Here is a 19,624-nt window from a genome sequence, read left to right on the forward strand (position 1 = left end):
GTCAAGAAGGTCCTCGGCGCCCTCAAGGACATGCAGACCAACCGGACGGACACCTACACCGGGCTGTGGGAGCAGTTCGGCCGGGTCCTCAAGGAGGGCCTGATCGAGGACCGCGACAACACCGACGCGCTGCTGGAACTGGTCAGCGCCGCCTCCACCCACGACGCGGAGAAGCCGACCACGCTGCGCGAGTACGTCGCGCGGATGAAGGACGGCCAGGACACCATCTACTACCTGACCGGCGAGAACCGGACCATGGTGGAGAACTCCCCGCACGTGGAGGCATTCACCGCCAAGGGCTACGAGGTCCTCATCCTCACCGACCCCGTCGACGAGGTCTGGACCGACCAGATCCCCGCCTTCGACGGCCACCGCTTCCAGTCCATCGCCAAGGGCCAGGTCGACCTCGACAACGACGCCGACGCCGACGGCACTGACGAGGCGAAGGCGGAGAAGGCCCAGCGCGAACAGGACTTCGCACCTCTCCTCACCTGGCTCCAGACCACCCTGGCCGACCACGTCAAGCAGGTCCGCCTCTCCACCCGGCTCACCACCTCCGCCGCGTGCCTGGTCGGCGACGCCCACGACCTGACCCCCACCCTGGAGAAGATGTACCGGGCCATGGGCCAGGAACTCCCCCAGGTCAAGCGCATCCTCGAACTCAACCCCACCCACCCCCTCGTCACCGCCCTGCACCAGGCCCACCACGCGAACGCCGACGACCCGGCGCTCGCCGAGGTCGCCGAACTCCTCCACGGCAGCGCCCTGCTCGCCGAAGGCGGCGACCTGCCCGACCCGGCCCGCTTCACCCGTCTCCTGACCGACCGCCTCACCCACACCCTGTAGCCGCCCGCGGGTGCGGTCGGCAGTGCCCGGCCGGCCGCACCCGCGCCACTCGGCCCAGCGTGCTGGCCGCCCACGCGGCCGGGCGCACCGAGGACGCGGACCTCATCGGCGAGCACATACGACACACCGTGGACCTGCTGCTGGAGCGCTCCCGCGCGCTCGCCGAGGCGGTCCAGGCGGGCCGGGTCGCGGTGGTCGGGCTGTCCTACCGGCTCGCCGACGGTACCGCCCACCTGGTCACCTCCCGGGGCCTCGACCTGCCCGCCGACGAGGTGGCATGACCCGGCTGTTCAGCGTTCCTCAAGGTCCGGGACGACCTTGCGCAGTTGGCCGGCGCTGATCGCGCCGGCGCGCAGAAGTACGGGCGCCGTGCCGGTGATGTCCACGATCGAGGACGGCACGGCCGCGGGCGTAGGGCCCGCGTCCAGGTAGACGGCCACCGAGTCGGTGAGCATGCCCTGTGCGGCGCCGCAGTCCTGCGGGGACGGATGCCCGGTCAGGTTGGCGCTGGACACGGCCAGCGGCCCGGTCTCCGCGAGCAGGTCGAGGGCGACCGGGTGCGCGGGCATCCTCACCGCCACGGTGCCGTTCGTCTCGCCGAGGTCCCACTCCAGGGACGGCTTGTGGCGGGCGACCAGGGTCAGCCCGCCCGGCCAGAACGCGTCCACGAGGTCCCGCGCGTGCGGCGGCAGGTCGTCGACCAGGAGGTCCAGACCTTGCGGGGAGGCGACCAGCACCGGGGAGGGCATCTGCCGGCCCCGACCCTTGGCATCGAGCAGCCGCGCGACGGCGTCGGGGCTGAACGCGTCGGCACCCACGCCGTAGACGGTGTCCGTGGGCAGCACGACAAGCTCACCCCGACGCACCGCCGAACCAGCCTCGCGCAAACCCCTGGCACGCTCGAAGGAATCCGAGCAGTCGAAACGACGCGACACCGCAGCTCTCCAACCCGGCGGGATGCCCGCCCCTCTTCCTCCCGCGCCGCAGAACCCGGCACGGCCCACACCGGCCACGCTACCCGGCACCGGGGCGGCGTCTCGGAACGGATGAGCCGCCAGCTGTCCGGCGGCTCACCCTTCGTGCTTCCCGCTGAAAGCGGTGCGGGGGAAGCGTCCGGACGCGCCTGCGGCACGACAGCGCGGCCTGCGCTGTCGTGCCGTCACGGGTCACCCCCGGCTCGGCGCTATCTGCGTGAGCTCCGCCCGCGCCCCAGGCGCACGCCCCCGAGCACCAGGGCGGCGACGAACAGCACGGCGCCGATCACGAGCAGCCACACCAGGCCCTTCACCAAGGCGCCGACGAAGCCGAACACCACGGCGATGAGCAGAATGACCAGGAACACGGCCATGACGGTGCTCCTTTCCGTCGTCAGTCGTTGCGCTTCAGGGCGCCCTTTGCCCGGTCGGCCGCGGCTTGCGCTGCGTCCTTGACGTGGTCGGCGGCCTGCCTGACCTTTGACTCCACCTGGTCGGCCTGGCCCTCGCCCTTGAGCTCCTCGTCACCGGTGAGCTCGCCGGCCTTCTCCTTCACCTTGCCGGCCAGTTCTTGCGCCTTGTTCGACAGGTCACTCATCGGTTCCTCCAGTCGTCCGCCGGGCGGCCCATCAGCACCGCCCATTCGTCACCTTTTTAACCGGTATTCGCCCTTTCATGCGCGTGGTACGGATCTTCGGCCGTCCTGGCCGGTACGGGGTCAGGCGGCGGCGGGGGTGAGGTCGGCGCGGCCGAACAGGAGCGCGTAGCCGCGGGGGAGGTAGGCGAGGAGGCGGTCGGTGAGCTCCTCGCCGGCGAGGTCGGTGAGTGCGGCAAGGACGCAGGAGGCGTCCCAGCGGGCGCCGGCGAGGGTGGTGTTCAGGTTGCGGGCGAGGGCTTCGACGAAGGCGGGGGCGGTGACCGGTTCGGTCAGGGGGATCGGGGCGACGAGGGCGGCACGGGCGCGTTCGGGCAGGGCCGCGGCCAGGTCGCAGCGTTCGTCGCCGGTGAGCTGGGAGCCGAGTATGCCGAGAACGGCGTCGAGGATGTGTTCGGCTTCCCGGTCGCTGTCGTAGCGGCCGAGGTCGCGGACCCGCTGGACGAGGTGGTGCCAGGTCATGTCGAGTGCCTTCCGTACGTGGCAGGCCGCTTCTGGGGCGGCAGGCGTGGGTCAGGGCCGCCGGCCGGGCTGGGGCCGGCCGAAGAGGACGTCGTAGCCGGGCGGCAGCTGGAACAGGATGCGCTCCATGAGGTCGTCGCCCGCGGCGTCGGCGGCCGTGGACAGCACGGCGCCGATGTCCCACACGGCGGTGGTTTCGGTGGCGCCCTCGATCCAGGCGGCGGTTGCGCGCACGAACCGTTCCGCGGTGAGCGGTTCGGCGGCCTGCAGCGGGTTGAGCAGGACCAGGGCGAGGGTCTCGGGCAGCCTGGCCGCGAGTTCGGCACGGACCTGTCCGACCAGGTGTGCGCCGAGCAGGGCGAGCACGACACGGGCCGCGCGCTCGGCCTCTTGGGCGGTGGTGTACTCGCCGCGTTCCCGGACGCGCTCCAAGAACGCCTCCCATCGCAGGGTCACCTCGTATCTCCCTCCATCCGGGCGGGCGCGGCACGCGCCCGCGGTCAGGGTTCGACGATCAGCCGCCGGTTCAGGCCGGTGAGCCTGAGCAGGCGCAGCACCCGGGAGCCGGCCCCGCGCAGGATCAGGCGGGCGCCGAGGCGGTCGGCCTGATTCTGGGCGTGCACCAGCGCACCCAGGCCCGCACAGTCCATGAACTCCACACCGGCCAGGTCGAGCACCACCTCGCGGTCCGTCCGGAGTGCGGCGCTCAGGCTGCGTCGCAGTTCGGGGGCGGTGGCGAGGTCGAGGTCACCGCGGGCGGTCACCAGGGCGGCCGCCGTGTGGAGGGTGTGCATGACGTTCTCGCTGTCGGTTCGGCCTGCACAGCACTCGGCGTGCTCGGGGGGCGGGTCCGGGTGGGGCCCGGGGGTGGGCTGTCCCGCACGGTGGGGGGAGCCGCGCGGGACAGCGCCGCTTGCGTGGGGTCAGGCCTGGATCTGCTTGCGCTCGCTGCGGTGGCTGATCGCGATCTTGCGGGGCTTGGCCTTCTCGGCGACCGGGATCTTCAGCGTCAGCACCCCGGCGTCGTAGTCGGCGCTGATCCCCTCGGGGTCGAGCGTGTCGGACAGCATGACCTGGCGGGAGAACACGCCGAGCGGACGCTCGGACAGCTCCCACTTCACGTCCTCACCCTCGTGGCGCGGACGGCGCTCGGCCTTGACGGTCAGCATGTTCCGCTCGACATCGATGTCGATCGCCTGCGGGTCCACCCCGGGCAGGTCGAAGGAGATCACGTACTCGTCGCCCACGCGGCAGGCGTCCAGCGGCATCGGGGCCGGACGCGACCAGGTGCCGTTCGTGCCCAGGAACTGCTGGGTCAGACGGTCCAGCTCGCGGAACGGGTCAGTGCGCATCAGCATCGCGAAACACCTCCATTGGATATGGGTTGCCAGTGCGCTTCACCTGAATCCGTTCTAGCATGTCATCCATCCGATGACAACTTTCTGAGCCATCCAGAGGATGACGCCCGGTGCGCGAGACACCCGCCCCGCCGAACCCCACCCGGACCGCGCGATCCGACTCGACACCCCCGACCGCCCACACCGAAGAACTCCGGCATGACAACGACCAGCGACGTACCTGATCACGCCACCGCTGAGCAACGCTGGCAGCGGCTCCAGGATCAGCTCGACCAGGTCGCCGACCGCACCCGCGCCGAGATCGACACCGCCATCGCCTCGATCGACGCCTGCCTCGCCCGACTCGCGGCCCTCCGCCAGCACCTCACCGACCGCCCGTGACACCCGAAGTAGGAGCCGCACACCCTCCACCGTTCGGAACCCGCCTGATGGTTGCCGGCGGCAGCACGCACGAGTCCGTGAGGTGCGGCGGTACCGAGTTCGCCCCTTCCGGTCGGCACGGCGGTGATGCTGTCATCGCCGAGCGCCCACGACAGACGCACGGCAGGTTCGCCCTCGCACAGGACCAGCTCCCTGGGCTCCAACCGCGCCGGAGCCGTCAGTGGTCGCCGAAGAAGATCTCCCTGACCTCGCGCCCGCGTAGTAGACGAGGACGTAGCCGGCCAGCGGGTCTGCCCGCCAGAGGCCGTCGAGCGAGTTGAGCAGCCAGGCCGATCAGCACGGCGGCCAGCAGACCGTCGGCCAGGGCACCCGGCCCTCGGTCCTGAGTGCTCGCCCAGGCCGAACGCACCGAACGTGGTGGTCGTCGCGGCGCTCCAGCCCGTGGAGGCCCCGGAGCCGTAGGCACTCCCCCAGCCGATAGGCGCTGTACGGGCTCTCCGCACGGCCGTAGATGCCGCGCTGCATGCCGCCGTTCGTCATCGACGGCATCCTGGTCAGGCCAATCAAGGGCTGCCTGCCCGCAGCCGCTCGATCGCGAGGGCCTCACACCGGGCGGCGAGGTGCTCGAGTTCCAGGCCCACCATCTGGTCGTACGCTCGCAGTACCGCGAGGAGCAGGTGGCCGATGACACGGGACTCGATCCACTCGTCCCACCGCCGGCGGATCGTGGTCGCCGAACAGGCCCGGTCAGCGACCCTCTCGTAGCCCATCCCCGAGACCAGCGCCAGGACAAGCCGGCCGAACACGACCGCGTCCGCGATCCGCGGGTTGTGGCACCCCAGCGGGTGCGAATCGGGCCGGGCAGGGATCAGCCTCAGGAACTCCTCACGGATCGGGTCGATGATGGACGCGGGCACGACGGACACCAACCCCCCAGATGATCACATAGCGTAGGCAACTCCATGATCATCAAACCTGCCTCCGTCGTGCCACCCTCTCCGTTTTGGCGTACCGGCCGACGCTCTACACGATGAAGCGGTGGATGGCGTCGTTGGCGTGGTCCTGGAACGACGGGTTGGCCAAGTCGGGGAAGATGTCCGCCTGGTCGACCAGGGGGCCCTTCAGCTTGTCGGCCGCGCTGGCGTAGAACACGCCGCTGGACAGGGTCGGGTCGGTGACACCGTCGACCAGTCGCTTCGCGCCGACCTCAAGCTTGTGGGAGATCCCCAGGGCGGGCAGGACGTACTTGGACGCCATGCGCAGCGGTAGGGCGATGTCGTTGGAGGCTTGGGTGCCGGTGGTGGCGCCGGGGCTCACGGTGATGAAGCGGCGGTCGGGGTGCTGGCGGGCCAGGTAGGCCATCCAGAGGGCCCCGATGTACTTGGCCTGCCCGAAGGCGAGGTTGAAGTCGGTCTTTCCGTCGGCGAAGTAGCTGCCGTCGATGACGGTGGCGAGTTCGTCGGCAGAGGTTGTGGTGAAGGACGGCCGCTTCATCCGCAGCATCGGCAGTCCCCTGGCTGCTTCGCTTCCGGCGAGGACCGCGACCTCGCCGAGCCGCCCCTCGGCCAGGAGTCCTTCGAGGAGCGCGACGTGGCCCAGAACGTTCGTCGCGAAGACCTTGGTGACCCCGTCGGCGGTCAACTCCATCGACCGCGGGCCGATGACGCCGGCGTTCATGACCAATGCGTCGACGGTTCCGTCGACGGCCGCAAGGCCGGCTCGGACCGAGCCCAGATCGGCGACGTCCATGACGACGATGTCGAAGATGCGCCGGCCGGTAGCGGCTTCGAGGTCGGCCTTTGCCGTTGTCGCCCGGTCTCGGTTGCGGCATGCCAGGTAGATGCGGGCCGTCTCCGGTCGCAGGGCCAGTTGCCGGGCCACGTCCTTGCCGATCCCGACGTTGGCGCCCGTGATCATCACGGTCTTTCCCGGGAGTGTGCTCATCGGGATTTACCTCTCGTCTTCTGTGGGGCTGTTCAGGTGGGACGGCTCATGCTGCTTCGCGGGGCCGGTGCTGCGGTGGCGAGTCACGCGGCCCGCAAAGTGGGTTGCGCAACTCAGTCTGATCCCGGCCAGACTGGGCTGTCAAACTCAGAATCGCTACCATGGGTCCATGGCGAACAAGACGAACGACCGGCCGCGGCTCACCGCGAAGGGCGAGCGCGTCCGGGGCCGAATCGTGGAGGGGGCTGCGGCCTTGATCCACGAGCGCGGGGTCGCGGGTACCACCCTGGAAGACGTCAAGGGGGCAGCGGAGGTCAGCGGCTCGCAGCTCTACCACTACTTCCCCGACAAGAACGAGCTCCTCCAGGCGGTCATCGACCACCAGGCCGACACCCTCGTCCACCACAATCGGGAGGCGCTCAGCGGTGAAGACGGAGTCGCAGCCTGGCGGGACATGCTGATCGCCGGCGTGAAGGACAGCCAGGCAAAGGGCGGCTGCCCACTCGGTTCGCTCGGCGGTCAACTCGCCGAGAGCGATCCCGAGGCCCGAGCCCTCATCGCCGCCGGATTCGAGCGATGGTCAGCTGCCATCAGCGAAGGACTCCGGTCGCTTCACGCCGACGGGAAGCTCGCACCCGGCATCGACCCGGACGACCTCGCCACCACCATGCTCGCCACCCTGCAAGGCGGACTGCTACTCGCCCAGGTACAACGGAGCACGCGACCCTTGGAAGTTGCGCTCGACACCGTCCTCGCCCTTGCCATCCGGACCTGAGACCCGAAGACCGGTAGCCGGCTGTACTCCGCCATGGGCCACTGAACGATGCGTCGCAAGGCCGCCAGGGCCGCCTCCGCGCGCCATCCGACGACTCTGACCGAGTCCCGCTTCCTGTGCAGTTCCTCAGGCTCATGTTCGCGTTGAGGCGGAGCGGCACGGCCCCCGCCGAGCGGCGGCGATGCGGTCCTCTACCTGAGGCACGGACGTCATCACCGTCCGTAGCCTGGTCCGACGACAGCCCTCGGGGATGCACCTCTCGATTGCCGTGCCCGGACAGCCGCACGGCCGAGGAAACCGAACCGACACCGGACGGCACCTCTGACGTCGGCGACTCGCCCCCCGAACACGGGCCGGGGATCGTCAGCGACCGCCCGGATTGCCGACCAGTACGCGGCTTCCCAGATGCTCGCTGCGGACTCGGTCTCCGGCGGATTCAGAGACTGGAGGAGGTCCAGAAGAAAGGCAAGCGAGGCATCCGGCAAGGGCGCCGGTCGGCTGGCCGCAGGGACACTACCCCGGCTCACACACCCGACGGAAGGCAGCCGGAGGCGCTACGGCCGAATTCCTGGAAGTAACTTCCATCAATCGGCCATCAATTGGAGATGTCCGCGGACTCATGCTTAAGGTGCCAGTCACTGCCACCAGTGACAGGCCGCATAGCCGACGCTGAGCAGCACCGGCACCCCCGCCGCTCGGCCTCCGCGAAGGCCTCCGGCCCCCAGGGCCACCAGTCGACCGGATTGTCGGCGTGCTGCAGCAGGTACGGCGAGGTCGCGTCCGCGAGACGGTTCGGCATGGCCCCCATCCTCCCGCACGACGGGCCCCGTAGGCGTCAGGCCGCCCCGCCGGGCCGGCTTCCCCCGGGGCCGGGCCGGCGGGCGTCGCGCCCTCGCCCGGGGCCGTGGGGCCCCGGGCGGGAGGGGCTACTCCTTGGGGGCTTCCGGCTCCTCCGTGAAGTTGACCTTCTTGAACTGGCGGTTCATCGACTTGGCCAGGAACCACGTCGCCACGCCGAGGGCGGCGAAGACGACGAAGCCGAGGAGACCGGGGGTGACCTTGGCGTCGTCGACGGCGAGGTCAGCGGCGAGGTGGACGAGGTTCACGGGGGCGCTCATATCTCTATGGTGGCCCGGCTCACGCCGAGCCGGGCCGTCGGGGGTGGGTCAGTCGCGCGCGTCGGCGGCCTCGGCCGCCAGGGTGGGGGTGCGCAGTCCGGCGAACAGGTCGTCCTCCGGGAGGTCCACGTCGATCAGGGTACGGGCGAGCTCGTAGTCCTCGGTGGGCCAGACCTCGCGCTGGACGTCGAGCGGGACGCGGAACCACGGGCCGTCCGGGTCGATCTGGGTGGCGTGGGCGATCAGCGCGCGGTCGCGGGTCTCGAACCAGTCGTCGCAGCGCACCCGGGTGGTGATCTCGCGCTCCTGGCGGCCGCTCTTCTCCCAGCCCGCGATCCACTCGCCGTACGGGGAGTCGTGCCCGTGCTCGGTGAGGTACTGGTGCAGGGCGCGGATGCGGCCCATCGGGAAGCCGTGGTTGTAGTAGAGCTTGAGCGGCTGCCAGGGCTCGCCGGCCTCGGGGTAGGCGTCCGGGTCGCCGGCGGCGTCGAAGGCCAGCATGGTGATCTTGTGGGTCATGATGTGGTCCGGGTGCGGGTAGCCGCCGTTCTCGTCGTAGGTCGTGATGACCTGCGGCTTGAACTCACGGATCAGCCGGACCAGCGGCTCGGCCGCCTCCTTGACGTCCTCCAGGGCGAAGCAGCCCTCGGGCAGCGGGGGCAGCGGGTCGCCCTCCGGCAGGCCGGAGTCCACGAAGCCCAGCCAGGCCTGCTTGACGCCGAGGATCGCCCGCGCCTCGTCCATCTCCTTGCGGCGCACCTCGTGGATGTTCTCCTCGACGTACGGGTCCCCCTGCAGCTTGGGGTTGAGGACCGACCCGCGCTCGCCCCCCGTGCAGGTGGCCACGAGCACGTCCACACCGTGCTCGACGTACATGGCCATGGTGGCCGCGCCCTTGCTGGACTCGTCGTCCGGGTGGGCGTGCACCGCCATCAGTCGCAACTGCTCAGTCAACGCCTTGCGTTCCTTCCACATCGTCGGGCGTTCCGCGAAGTCCGGTCTGCCCACCGTACGAACCGCTCACTTCGGGACCACGTCGCCGCGGGGCCGGCCTGCGGCAGGTCTCCGGCACGGCCGGGCCCCGCCCCCGCCGGACCGGCCGCGGGCGTGCCCCTCCTATAGTGACGGAATGGAGGTCCGTCGCATTCCCCCGCACCACCCGCGCGGCTCCTCCCGAGGAGAGGACGGAGTCCGATGACTGCACAGAGCACCGCGACGCAGCTGCCCGAGGGGCGCTACGGCCGGAGGGGCGACGGCGAGTCGGACCGTCGGCTCAAGGTGGTCGGCGCGGTCTGCGGCGTGCTCGGCCTGGGGCTGATCGCCTGGCTGGGCGGCTCCTACCTGCTGCGCGAGTCGAAGATCAACGGCTCGGTGCCGACCTTCCAGGTGCTCTCCGACTCCGAGGTGCAGCTGCACCTCAGCGTGCGCAAGAGCGACGGGACGGCCGGCACCTGCACGGTCCGTTCGCAGGGCGACGACCACGGGGTGGTCGGGGTGGCCGACTTCCCGGTCCCCGCGGCCGGGTCCAGCTACGAGGCCACCGTCACCCTGCGCACCACCGCCCGCGGCACCACCGCCGAGCTGCTCGGCTGCACCCCGGCGAAGTAACGGCGCGGCACGCGGAGTCCACCCGGCGGAGCAGCAGGGGCGTAGCGGGGCCGTGGCGGGAAAGCGGCCGGAACGCAGCGGGTACGCATACTCACCCGCCGGAACGGGCATCCGTAGGAAGTCCCGCAGCCGGTTGCCGTACACCGTGGCGCAACGCCACCGTCAATGCCGCGCCAACGCCTCTCCCGCTTGTCCGCAGGACTTGTTAGGCTCGTGGTTTCGCCCCTTCCGCACCGGATGGTACGGGAGCGGGCGTTGCTTTGTAGTTACGACCAATATCATCGTCGACCCTGCTGACGACTCACACCCTCAGCTCAGCCCCAGCACCTACGAGGAGCACCCGTGACCCAGACCAGCGAGAACGTGACCTGGCTCACTCAGGCCGGCTACGACCAGCTCAAGGCCGAGCTGGATCACCTGACCGGGCCCTGGCGCATCGAGATCGCCCAGAAGATCGAGGCGGCGCGCGAGGAGGGCGACCTCAAGGAGAACGCCGGCTACCACGCGGCGAAGGAGGAGCAGGGCAAGCAGGAGCTGCGCATCCGCCAGCTGACCCAGCTGCTGGAGCGCGCCAAGGTCGGCGAGGCCCCGGCCGACTCCGGCGTGGTGGCCCCGGGCATGGTCGTCACGGTCGCGTTCGACGGTGACGAGGACGACCTGATGGAGTTCCTGCTCGCCTCGCGCGAGGTCGCGGGCGCCGACGCCGTCGACGTCTACTCGCCGCAGTCGCCGCTGGGCCGCGCGATCGACGGCAAGAAGATCGGTGACGAGGCCACCTACGAGCTGCCGAACGGCAAGCCCGCCATGGTGAAGATCGTCAAGGTCGTGCCGCACGCCGGCTGACCCGGCCCCGAGCAGCACCGCCGGAGGGCGGTTGCGGAGTCCGTAGGGGACTCCGCAACCGCCCTCACGCATCTCCGGCCGACGGAAGCAGAAGACGTCAGAGCCGGACCGTAGGCCGAAAGCGCAGCCGCGGCCGCGCCGCTCAGCCCGCCGCCGAGCGGTACTTGCGCACCGACAGCCACGAGAACACCGCCGTGATCACCACCGACCACAGCACCGACACCAGCGCCGCGTGCTGCATCGGCCAGGCGCTGTCCACCGGGCCGACCTGGTTGCCGAAGAGGTCCCGGCAGGCCTGCACGGTCGCGCTGAACGGGTTCCAGTAGGCGACGCCCTGCAGCCACCCCGGCATCGAGCTGACCGGCACGAAGGCGTTGGAGATGAAGGTCAGCGGGAACAGCCAGATCAGCCCGGCCGAGGTGGCCGCCTCGGGGCTGCGCACCGAGAGGCCGATCAGCGCGCCGATCCAGGAGAAGGCGTAGCCGAGCAGGAGCAGCAGCCCGAAGGCGCCGAGCGCCTTGAGCACCCCCTCGTGGATCCGCCAGCCGACCAGCAGCGCGACCAGCGCCAGCACGACGAGCGTGAAGGCGGTCTGGCACAGGTCCGCGAGGGTTCGGCCGACCAGCACCGCGGAGCGGGCCATCGGCAGCGAGCGGAAGCGGTCCACCAGGCCCTTGGTCATGTCCTCCGCGATGCCGGCCGAGGCGCCGGCGACGGCGAAGGTGACGGTCTGGGCGAAGATGCCGGCCATCAGGAACTGGATGTACGTGTGGGAGCTGGAGTTCGTCCCGGGGATCTTGATCGCCCCGCCCATGACGTACGAGAACAGCAGCACGAACATGACCGGCTGCATGAGCCCGAACACCACGATCTCGGGGATCCGGGACATCCTGCGCAGGTTGCGCTTGGCGACCACCCAGGAGTCGTGCAGGGTCGCGGACAGGCCCCGGCGGGGCGTCGGCATGGCCGCGCCGATGGCGTGCTCGGTGGAGGTGCTCATCTCAGCGCTCCGTTCCGGCCGCGACGGCCTGCTGCTCGTCGGGCCCCTGGCCCCCGCCGTCGGCACCGTCCGCGCCGCCCGCGCCGCCGCCCGAGGAGCCGCGGCCGCGACCGCCCCGGCCGCGGCCCTTCGCACCGCCGCCGTCCTCCTCGGCCGACTCGGCGATGTGGCCGGTGAGGGTGAGGAAGACGTCGTCCAGGGTGGGGCGGCGCAGGCCGATGTCGTCGATCTCGATGCCCCGGCCGTCCAGTTCGCGGATCACGTCGGCGAGCACCCGGGCACCGCCGCTGACCGGCACGGTGATCCGCCGGGTGTTCTTCTCCACCGCGGGCTCGCCCAGCGCGTACCCGGACAGGGCCGCGACCGCGTCCGTGACCAGGCCCGGGTCGTGCACCACGACCTCGATCCGCTCGCCGCCGATCTGCGCCTTGAGCTGGTCGGCGGTGCCGCGGGCGATCACCCGGCCGTGGTCGACCACCGCGATGTCGTGGGCGAGCCGGTCGGCCTCCTCCAGGTACTGGGTGGTGAGCAGCAGCGTGGTGCCCTGCTCGACCAGGGTCTCGATGACCTCCCAGAGCGCGAGCCGGTTGCGCGGGTCGAGCCCGGTGGTCGGCTCGTCGAGGAACATCACCGGCGGCCGGACGACCAGCGCGGCGGCGAGGTCGAGGCGGCGGCGCATGCCCCCGGAGTAGGTCTTGGCGGTGCGGTCCTTGGCCTCGGTGAGGTTGAACCACTCCAGCAGCTCCAGCGCGCGGGCCTTCGCGCTGCGGGTGCTCATCTGGTACAGCTCGCCGACCATGGTGAGGTTCTCGAAGCCGGTCAGGTACTCGTCGACCGCCGCGTACTGGCCGGACAGCCCGATCAGGCTGCGGACCTTGTTGGGGTGCTTGAGGACGTCGACCCCGGCGACCACCGCGTGGCCGGAGTCGGGACGGAGCAGGGTGGTGAGGACGCGCACGGTGGTGGTCTTCCCGGCGCCGTTCGGGCCGAGCAGCCCGAGCACCGTGCCCTCGGGGACGTCGAGGCTGACGCCGTCCAGGGCTCGTACGTCGCCGAAGGTCTTCACCAGGTTCTCGGCTTGGATGGCTGGCGCCATGGCCTGCCTCATCTCCTCGGACGAATGGAGCGATCTGTCCCACTTTGCCCCCCGTTCGGGCGCGTGGGCGACTCGGTTCTCGGCCACCGACACAGAACGCGATGTATCGCGATCCTGGCAACTCGCGATACATCGCGTCAAGCGAATTCGGGGAACCGCCCGCGGGGGCTCAGCCGGAGACCACGTACCCCGCGTCCCGCAGCTCCCCCACCACCAGCGCGCAGTGCTCCGGCCCCTTGGTCTCCAGGTGCAGGTCCACCTCGACCTCGGTGAGCCCCAGCCGGGGGTCGATCCGGACGTGCGCGACGTCCAGCACATTGGCGTCCACCCTGGTCAGCACCCCCAGCAGGTCCGCCAGCGAGCCCGGCTTGTCCGCCAGCCGCACCCGCAGCGACAGGTAGCGCCCGGCCGCCGCCAGCCCGTGCCGCAGCACCCGCTGCATCAGCTGCGGGTCGATGTTGCCGCCGGAGAGCACCGCCACCACCGGGCCCTCGAACGAGTCCGGCTGCTCCAGCAGCGCCGCGATCGGGGCCGCCCCGGCCGGTTCGACCACCAGCTTGAGCCGCTCCAGGCCGAGCAGCAGGGCCCGGGACAGCGCGTCCTCGGAGACCGTGCGGATCCCGTCCGCCAAGGTGTTGACCACCTCGAACGGGATGTCCCCGGGGCGCCCGACCATGATCCCGTCGGCCATCGTGGCGAACTGCTCCAGCGAGACCGGCCGCCCGGCCGCCAGCGAGGGCGGGTACGCGGCCGCGGCCGCCGCCTGCACCCCGACCACCCGGACGTCCGGCCGCAGCGGCTTGACCGCCGCCGCGATCCCGGCCAGCAGCCCGCCGCCGCCCACCCCGACCAGGATGGTGCGCACCTCGGGGCACTGCTCCAGGATCTCCAGGCCGACGGTCGCCTGGCCGGTGACCACGTCCCAGTGGTCGAAGGGGTGGATGAACACCGCGCCGGTCGCCTCCGCGTACCGCTGCGCGGCCTGCAGCGCCTCGTCGACGGTGGCGCCGTGCAGCCGGACCTCGGCGCCGTACTCGCGGGTGGCGGCGACCTTCGGCAGCGGCGCCGCGACCGGCATGAACACGGTCGAGCGCACCCCCAGCAGCGAGGCCGCCAGGGCCACCCCCTGGGCGTGGTTCCCGGCGCTCGCCGCGACCACCCCGCCGGCCCGCTGCACCGGCGAGAGCCCCGCGATCCGCACGTACGCCCCGCGCAGCTTGAAGGAGCCGGTGCGCTGGAGGTTCTCGCACTTGAGGTGGACCGGCGCGCCGATCAGCCCGGACAGGTGGCGGCTGCCCTCCATCGGGGTCACCCGGGCGACCCCGGCGAGCATCTTCTGGGCGCCGCGGACGTCGTCGAGGGTGATCGGCCAGTTGTGCATGATCCCAGCCTAGGGGCCAACCCGGGACGTCGGGCCTGTTCCCGGGCCCGCTCCGCCCGCGTACGCTGCTGCTTCTGAGCTTCTCTCACCGCATGACGATCGTGAGCCGCGATGACGACGACCTCGCCCCAGGCCACCGACCGAACCGAGCCCGTCCACACCCAACTCCAGTACCAGCTGGCGGTGTTCGCCCGCCGGATGGAACAGGTCCGCACCTCCGGCGGCGGCGTGGCCGTGCTGGACCGGGCCGCCTACCTGCTGCTCGACCGCCTGGAGCGGCACGGGCCGGCCAACGTCAAGGCGCTGGCCGACGCGCTCGGCGTGGACTCCTCCACGGTGACCCGCCAGGTCGCCCCGCTGGTCGCGGCCGGGCTGGTCGGCCGGGTGCAGGACCCGGCCGACCGCCGCGCGGTACGGCTCGCGCTGACCGCCTGCGGCACCGGCCGACTCGCCGAAGTCCGGGACGGCCGGGCCGAGTTGACCCGCCGCCTGACGGCCGACTGGCCGCCCGAGGAGCAACAGGCGTTCTGCGCCCTGCTGGCCCGCTTCAACCTCGCGATGGAGTCGTACACGGCGGACCAGCAGGGCCACTGACCCCCTTAGCCCAGCGCCTGGGTGAGGTCGGCCAGCAGGTCGTCGATCGACTCGATGCCGACCGAGACGCGCACCAGGTCGGCCGGCACCTCCAGCGGCGAACCGGCCGCCGAGGCGTGGGTCATCCGGCCCGGGTGCTCGATCAGCGACTCCACGCCGCCCAGCGACTCGCCCAGGGTGAACAGCCGCGCGCGGTTGCAGACCTCGACGGCCGCCTCCTCGCCGCCGGCGACCCGGAACGAGACCATGCCGCCGAAGGCCTTCATCTGCTTGGCGGCGATGTCGTGGCCGGGGTGCTCGGGCAGGCCCGGGTAGAGCACCTGGCTGACCTTGGGGTGGCCCGCCAGCAGCTCGGCGACCTTCTCCGCGTTGGAGCTGTGCCGGTCCATCCGGACGCCCAGGGTCTTGATGCCGCGCAGCACCAGCCAGGCGTCGAACGGCCCGGAGACGGCGCCCATCGCGTTCTGGTGGTACGCGACCTCCTCGCCGAGGCCCGCCTCGGCGAGCACCAGCGCACCGCCGACCACGTCCGAGTGGCCGCCCATGTACTTGGTGGTGGAGTGCACGACCGCGTCCGCACCGAGCGCGATCGGCTGCTGCAGGTACGGGCTGGCGAAGGTGTTGTCGACCACCAGCAGCGCCCCGGCACCGTGCGCGACCTCGGCCAGCCCGGCCAGGTCGGTGATGCCGAGCAGCGGGTTGGACGGGGTCTCGACCCACACCGCGCGGGTGTTGGGGCGCAGCGCGGCGCGGACGTCGTCCAGCTTCTGGGTGTTGGCGACGGAGAACTCGACGCCCCAGCGGGTCAGCACCTTGGCGAACAGCCGGAAGGTGCCGCCGTAGGCGTCGTTGGGGATCACGATGTGGTCGCCCGGCTTGAGGATGGTGCGCAGCAGGGTGTCCTCGGCCGCCAGGCCGGAGGCGAAGGCGAGGCCGCGGGCGCCGCCTTCGAGGGCCGCGAGGCACTCCTCCAGCGCGGTGCGGGTGGGGTTGGCGCTGCGGCTGTACTCGTAGCCGCCCCGCAGGCCGCCCACCCCGTCCTGCTTGTAGGTGGACACCTGGTAGATCGGCGTGACGACGGCCCCGGTCTGGGGGTCTGCTTCCTGACCCGCGTGGATGGCGAGGGTCTCGAAGCCCTGGGGAAGCTGGTGCTCGGTCATGGCTCCGAGCCTAACGGCCGTACCGCCGTGCGCCTGCCGGAATGCCCGGACCTCCCGGACCGGACCCCCGGAGTCCGCCGGGCCGGATCCCCGGAATCCGCCGGACCGGATCCCGGGAGCCGCCCGAGCCGGAATCCGCGGGCCGTCCGGTGCGTTGAATCCTGGGCAACCCTCCCTACCCCGATGGAGCAGGCCGTGCTGTTCGACCGCCACAAGACCTCGCTCGTCCCCGCCGACCAGGCGCTGCCCGGCCGCCCGGCCCCGGCCTTCGCCCTGACCGAGCCGCACACCGTCCTCGGCCACCCGCTGACCGGCCCGTACCCGCAGGGGCTGGAGGTGGCCGACTTCGGGCTGGGCTGCTTCTGGGGCGCCGAGCGCACGTTCTGGCGGCTGCCCGGCGTCTGGACGACGCTGGTCGGCTACCAGGGCGGCCACACGCCGAACCCGACGTACGAGGAGGTGTGCAGCGGGCTGACCGGGCACACCGAGGCGGTCCGGGTGGTGTTCGACCCCGCGGTGGTGTCCTACGAGCGGCTGTTGAAGGCCTTCTGGGAGGCCCACGACCCGACCCAGGGCAACCGCCAGGGCAACGACGTGGGCACCCAGTACCGCTCCGCGCTGTACACCCACTCCCCCGCCCAGGCCGCCGCCGCGGCCGCCACCCGGGACGCCTTCCAGCCCGCCCTGACCGCGCTCGGTCACGGCCCGATCACCACCGAGATCGCCGAGGCCGGCCCGTTCTACCCGGCCGAGCCGTACCACCAGCAGTACCTGTCGGACGCCAAGAACCCCAACGGCTACTGCGGTCTCGGCGGCACCGGCGCCTCCTGCCCGATCGGGGTGGCCCGCACCCAGGGCTGACCGCCCGGCGTCGGGCCGTCCGGGCGCCCGCCACCCCGGCCCGGCGCCCGCTACCCGAGGTGACCGTTCCCCGGGGCGGGCGCAGACTGGAAGGGCCAGCAAGGGCGGCCCGGCCACCTGTTGGCGGCCGGGCCGTTCCTCGTGAGAGGAGTGCGCCATGTCCGGTCTGGTCCGCATGAGTTTCGAGGCTCCCGAGGAGGTCCGCCCGTTCGAGGACGGCTCGGGGGAGCTGCGGCTGGTCAACCTGGACGGCGGCCCGGTCGGCCGGGCCGTGTTCCAGCCGGGGTGGCAGTGGTCCAAGCACGTGAAGCCGATCGCGGGGACGGACAGCTGCCGGGCGGCGCACCTGGGGTACGTGGTCTCCGGCCGGATGCGGATCGTCATGGACGACGGCGAGCAGGCCGACTACGGCCCGGGCGACTTCATGATCTGCCCGCCCGGCCACGACGCCTGGATCCTGGGCGACGAGCCGTGCGTGATCGTGGACTGGCAGGGCTTCGCGGACTACGCGAAGCGGTGAACGCGGCCGCCCGCCGCCTCGGGCGGGCCGAGGGGCGGGCGGAAGCAGCGGTGCTGAGCTGGAACGTCCGGGCGGGAGCGGGTCAGACCGCGCTGCCGGCCTTCCAGTCGGCCCAGCCGAGGTTCCAGCCGTTCAGGCCGTTGTCCGGGGCGACGGTCTTGTCCCCCGAGTTCCGGACCTCGACGACGTCGCCGACCATCGAGGACTTGTAGAACTTGAAGCCGTCCGTGCTGCTGTCCTGGGCGCCCTTGGCGTCCTGGAGGCCGACGCAGCCGTGGCTGGTGTTCTGCCCGCCGAAGATCGACGACGGCGACCAGTAGTTGCCGTGGATGAAGGTGCCCGAGGTGGTGAGGCGCTGGGCGTGCGGCACGTCGGCGATGTCGTACTCGCTGCCCAGGTTGACGGTCTGCGAGTTCATCCGGGTCTGGGTGAACTGCTCGGAGATCACCATCTTGCCGCCCCAGGTGGTGTGCTCGGAGGAGCCGCCGGAGATCTTGTAGACGGCGCTGACCTGGCCGTCCGTGGTGACGGTGAGCTTCTTGGTGGCGAGGTCGGCGACGCTGGTCTGGGCCCGGCCGATGGTGAAGGCGACGTCCTTGGACTGGGTGCCGTAGACGCCCTTCGCGCCCTCGACGTCCTTGAGCCGGAGCTTGAGGGTGACCTTGGTGCCCTTGGCCCAGTACTCCTGCGGCCGGAAGTCAAGGCGGGTGCTGGAGAACCAGTGCCCGACGATCTCGACGCCCGGCTCCGCTATCACGGTGATCGCCGACTGGACGGCCTTCTTGTCCGTGATCGGCTTGCTGAAGTTGATCGAGACCGGCATGCCGACGCCGACCGTCGAGCCGTCCTCGGGGGTGAAGTAGCCGACGAAGGTGTTGGCCGGGGTCGCCGTGGTGAAGCTGGCGTTGGCGTCCGCCTCCAGCTTGTCCTTGTCGACGCCGCTGGCGGTCACGGCGTACTTGGTACCGCTGGCCGGGGCCGCGGCCGAGGTCCAGCTGGTGTTGTCGCTGGAGAGCTGGCCGGCCAGCTCCTTGCCGGTGGAGTCGGTGACCTTGACGTTGGTCAGGGTGCCGCCCGCGACGGTGACCTTGACCGGCTCGCTGAAACTCGCGCCGGTGGTGCCGTCCGCGGGGGTGACGGTGATCACGGCCGTCGAGGTCTTCGGCGCGCTGCTGCCGCCGCCGGAACCCGGGGTCCCGCCGCCGTTGCCGGAGCCGCCGTTGCCACCACCGCCGCTGCCGCCGCTGTTGTCGTTGCAGGCCGCGAGCAGCAGGACCGGCGCGCCGATCAGGCCCGCGAGCACTCCGCGTCGGCTCCAGTTGACTCCGGCCACCCGCCCCTGACCGTCCCGTGCCGTCACGTCGCGTCTCCCTGCTGATCATCCCGGGCAATTACGGATACAGAAACGCAATCCGGCCGCTCACGGTTCCACCATCGAAGGGTAAGCGATCGTATGAGATGACCCAACTTCCCGCTGAGCATGGACAAAACACCCGGTCCGCCGGGGGCGGACCGGGTGTTCAGGGGTGGTGACGGCGCGAACGGCCGTTACTCGGCGGACTCCTCCACGGAGTACTCGTCCCACTCCTCGTTCTCGGGGTCGAACTCGGTCTGCGCCGACTCCCAGGTCGCCGAGGCGAGCTCCACGCCCGGGACGTCGCCGAGCAGCGCGACCGGGTCGATGAAGTGGGCGAGCGAACCCGAGGGGTCCACCTCGATGGCGTCGACGGACTGGGCGCGCTCCTCGTCGTCGAGGTACTCGTCCCCGGCGACCTGCTGCAGGGCCGCGGCCTTGAGCGCGCCCTCGTCGGTGATCTCCGCGATGAGCTCGATCTTGAGCTTGACGTAGCGCGGGGCGTCGGTCGTTTCAGTGCTGGTCATGCCAGCGAGCGTACGGGACCACGGACCCCCCGGCGTGCACGGAAGGGGCCGGCCCCTCGGAACAGGACCGGCCCCGCCGTGCTCCGGACCGGCTCCCCCACCCGGGAGCCGCGGAGCCGCGCCGTGACGGCGCGGTGATCGCCCGTGGGAGCCGCCGCACCCTGTCG

Annotated in this window: 23 protein-coding genes and 4 pseudogenes; 9 read left to right on the forward strand and 18 right to left on the reverse strand. The window is 71.3% G+C overall.

Features of this window, described 5'->3' with window-relative positions:
- Positions 1–846: pseudogene (locus ACFXPX_RS35335) on the forward strand (molecular chaperone HtpG); the annotation flags it as partial.
- 26 nt (positions 847–872) lie between these two features.
- A pseudogene (locus ACFXPX_RS35340) lies at positions 873–1,127 on the forward strand (carbonic anhydrase); the annotation flags it as partial.
- A 9-nt stretch (positions 1,128–1,136) separates the two neighbouring features.
- Here the strand turns inward: ACFXPX_RS35340 and ACFXPX_RS35345 are convergent.
- The 7 genes from ACFXPX_RS35345 to ACFXPX_RS35375 form a co-directional block, all read right to left on the reverse strand.
- Complete coding sequence (locus ACFXPX_RS35345) at positions 1,137–1,781, reverse strand: L-threonylcarbamoyladenylate synthase (protein WP_380528146.1); 645 nt, start codon at positions 1,779–1,781, stop codon at positions 1,137–1,139.
- A 248-nt stretch (positions 1,782–2,029) separates the two neighbouring features.
- Positions 2,030–2,194: a hypothetical protein gene (locus ACFXPX_RS35350; RefSeq protein ID WP_380644508.1), complete on the reverse strand. Its 165-nt coding sequence runs from the start codon at positions 2,192–2,194 to the stop codon at positions 2,030–2,032.
- A gap of 20 nt (positions 2,195–2,214) precedes the next feature.
- Positions 2,215–2,418, reverse strand: a complete 204-nt coding sequence (locus ACFXPX_RS35355) for a CsbD family protein (protein WP_380644509.1) — start codon at positions 2,416–2,418, stop codon at positions 2,215–2,217.
- Between the two features lie 120 nt (positions 2,419–2,538).
- Positions 2,539–2,937: a DUF2267 domain-containing protein gene (locus ACFXPX_RS35360; protein ID WP_380644510.1), complete on the reverse strand. Its 399-nt coding sequence runs from the start codon at positions 2,935–2,937 to the stop codon at positions 2,539–2,541.
- A gap of 51 nt (positions 2,938–2,988) precedes the next feature.
- Complete coding sequence (locus ACFXPX_RS35365; RefSeq protein WP_380589723.1) at positions 2,989–3,393, reverse strand: DUF2267 domain-containing protein; 405 nt, start codon at positions 3,391–3,393, stop codon at positions 2,989–2,991.
- Between the two features lie 44 nt (positions 3,394–3,437).
- Entirely contained in the window at positions 3,438–3,731 is a 294-nt protein-coding gene (locus tag ACFXPX_RS35370) for an STAS domain-containing protein (protein WP_380528131.1), read from the reverse strand.
- Positions 3,732–3,860: 129 nt separating this feature from the next.
- Positions 3,861–4,295 (reverse strand): Hsp20/alpha crystallin family protein, encoded by a 435-nt coding sequence (locus ACFXPX_RS35375; protein WP_380589726.1) that lies wholly within the window; start codon positions 4,293–4,295, stop codon positions 3,861–3,863.
- 198 nt (positions 4,296–4,493) lie between these two features.
- On the opposite strand from ACFXPX_RS35375, the gene ACFXPX_RS35380 reads away from it, so the two are divergent.
- The gene (locus tag ACFXPX_RS35380) at positions 4,494–4,676 is read left to right on the forward strand and encodes a hypothetical protein (RefSeq protein ID WP_380528125.1); all 183 of its coding nucleotides are present in this window, start codon (positions 4,494–4,496) and stop codon (positions 4,674–4,676) included.
- A gap of 611 nt (positions 4,677–5,287) precedes the next feature.
- On the opposite strand, the pseudogene ACFXPX_RS35385 reads toward ACFXPX_RS35380, so the two are convergent.
- Both ACFXPX_RS35385 and ACFXPX_RS35390 read right to left on the reverse strand, forming a co-directional pair.
- Positions 5,288–5,602: pseudogene (locus ACFXPX_RS35385) on the reverse strand (IS5/IS1182 family transposase); the annotation flags it as partial.
- 97 nt (positions 5,603–5,699) lie between these two features.
- On the reverse strand, positions 5,700–6,620 hold the full coding sequence (locus ACFXPX_RS35390; protein WP_380644511.1) for an SDR family NAD(P)-dependent oxidoreductase: 921 nt from the start codon (positions 6,618–6,620) through the stop codon (positions 5,700–5,702).
- A 169-nt stretch (positions 6,621–6,789) separates the two neighbouring features.
- Here ACFXPX_RS35390 and ACFXPX_RS35395 point away from each other — a divergent pair, with 169 nt between their 5' ends.
- Positions 6,790–7,395 (forward strand): TetR/AcrR family transcriptional regulator, encoded by a 606-nt coding sequence (locus ACFXPX_RS35395; RefSeq protein ID WP_380644512.1) that lies wholly within the window; start codon positions 6,790–6,792, stop codon positions 7,393–7,395.
- 644 nt (positions 7,396–8,039) lie between these two features.
- Here ACFXPX_RS35395 and ACFXPX_RS35400 read toward each other — a convergent pair.
- From ACFXPX_RS35400 to mca, 3 genes and pseudogenes are all read right to left on the reverse strand, one after another.
- A pseudogene (locus ACFXPX_RS35400) lies at positions 8,040–8,194 on the reverse strand (DUF255 domain-containing protein); the annotation flags it as partial.
- 127 nt (positions 8,195–8,321) lie between these two features.
- Complete coding sequence (locus ACFXPX_RS35405) at positions 8,322–8,513, reverse strand: hypothetical protein (RefSeq protein WP_375884569.1); 192 nt, start codon at positions 8,511–8,513, stop codon at positions 8,322–8,324.
- 48 nt (positions 8,514–8,561) lie between these two features.
- Positions 8,562–9,467 carry a mycothiol conjugate amidase Mca gene (mca, locus tag ACFXPX_RS35410; RefSeq protein ID WP_375884567.1) on the reverse strand — a complete coding sequence of 302 codons (906 nt, stop codon included), beginning with the start codon at positions 9,465–9,467 and terminating at the stop codon, positions 8,562–8,564.
- Between the two features lie 240 nt (positions 9,468–9,707).
- Here mca and ACFXPX_RS35415 point away from each other — a divergent pair, with 240 nt between their 5' ends.
- A complete protein-coding gene (locus ACFXPX_RS35415) occupies positions 9,708–10,121 on the forward strand; it encodes a DUF4307 domain-containing protein (RefSeq protein ID WP_375884564.1) in 414 nt (137 codons plus the stop codon).
- A 342-nt stretch (positions 10,122–10,463) separates the two neighbouring features.
- Positions 10,464–10,964 carry a transcription elongation factor GreA gene (greA, locus tag ACFXPX_RS35420; protein WP_375884562.1) on the forward strand — a complete coding sequence of 167 codons (501 nt, stop codon included), beginning with the start codon at positions 10,464–10,466 and terminating at the stop codon, positions 10,962–10,964.
- Positions 10,965–11,106: 142 nt separating this feature from the next.
- Here the strand turns inward: greA and ACFXPX_RS35425 are convergent, their stop codons facing one another.
- The 3 genes from ACFXPX_RS35425 to ilvA all read right to left on the reverse strand — a co-directional run bounded on the left by ACFXPX_RS35425 (position 11,107) and on the right by ilvA (position 14,441).
- Positions 11,107–11,964 (reverse strand): ABC transporter permease, encoded by an 858-nt coding sequence (locus ACFXPX_RS35425; protein WP_375884559.1) that lies wholly within the window; start codon positions 11,962–11,964, stop codon positions 11,107–11,109.
- 1 nt (position 11,965) lies between these two features.
- Positions 11,966–13,060: an ATP-binding cassette domain-containing protein gene (locus ACFXPX_RS35430; protein ID WP_380528112.1), complete on the reverse strand. Its 1,095-nt coding sequence runs from the start codon at positions 13,058–13,060 to the stop codon at positions 11,966–11,968.
- 169 nt (positions 13,061–13,229) lie between these two features.
- Positions 13,230–14,441: a threonine ammonia-lyase gene (ilvA, locus tag ACFXPX_RS35435; RefSeq protein WP_380589732.1), complete on the reverse strand. Its 1,212-nt coding sequence runs from the start codon at positions 14,439–14,441 to the stop codon at positions 13,230–13,232.
- Positions 14,442–14,552: 111 nt separating this feature from the next.
- On the opposite strand from ilvA, the gene ACFXPX_RS35440 reads away from it, so the two are divergent.
- The gene (locus ACFXPX_RS35440; protein WP_380407231.1) at positions 14,553–15,035 is read left to right on the forward strand and encodes a MarR family winged helix-turn-helix transcriptional regulator; all 483 of its coding nucleotides are present in this window, start codon (positions 14,553–14,555) and stop codon (positions 15,033–15,035) included.
- Between the two features lie 5 nt (positions 15,036–15,040).
- On the opposite strand, the gene ACFXPX_RS35445 is transcribed toward ACFXPX_RS35440, so the two are convergent.
- A complete protein-coding gene (locus ACFXPX_RS35445) occupies positions 15,041–16,195 on the reverse strand; it encodes a cystathionine gamma-synthase (protein ID WP_375884549.1) in 1,155 nt (384 codons plus the stop codon).
- A 183-nt stretch (positions 16,196–16,378) separates the two neighbouring features.
- Here ACFXPX_RS35445 and msrA point away from each other — a divergent pair, with 183 nt between their 5' ends.
- Positions 16,379–17,056, forward strand: a complete 678-nt coding sequence (gene msrA / locus ACFXPX_RS35450) for a peptide-methionine (S)-S-oxide reductase MsrA (protein ID WP_375884546.1) — start codon at positions 16,379–16,381, stop codon at positions 17,054–17,056.
- Between the two features lie 157 nt (positions 17,057–17,213).
- Positions 17,214–17,576 (forward strand): cupin domain-containing protein, encoded by a 363-nt coding sequence (locus ACFXPX_RS35455; RefSeq protein WP_375884543.1) that lies wholly within the window; start codon positions 17,214–17,216, stop codon positions 17,574–17,576.
- A gap of 82 nt (positions 17,577–17,658) precedes the next feature.
- Here ACFXPX_RS35455 and ACFXPX_RS35460 read toward each other — a convergent pair whose 3' ends face one another.
- Positions 17,659–18,936 carry an Ig-like domain-containing protein gene (locus ACFXPX_RS35460; protein ID WP_380589737.1) on the reverse strand — a complete coding sequence of 426 codons (1,278 nt, stop codon included), beginning with the start codon at positions 18,934–18,936 and terminating at the stop codon, positions 17,659–17,661.
- Between the two features lie 188 nt (positions 18,937–19,124).
- Complete coding sequence (locus ACFXPX_RS35465; RefSeq protein WP_375884538.1) at positions 19,125–19,457, reverse strand: hypothetical protein; 333 nt, start codon at positions 19,455–19,457, stop codon at positions 19,125–19,127.
- Positions 19,458–19,624 lie beyond the last annotated feature (167 nt).

Source organism: Kitasatospora sp. NPDC059146, assembly GCF_042786665.1.
Classification (GTDB): Bacteria; Actinomycetota; Actinomycetes; order Streptomycetales; family Streptomycetaceae; genus Kitasatospora.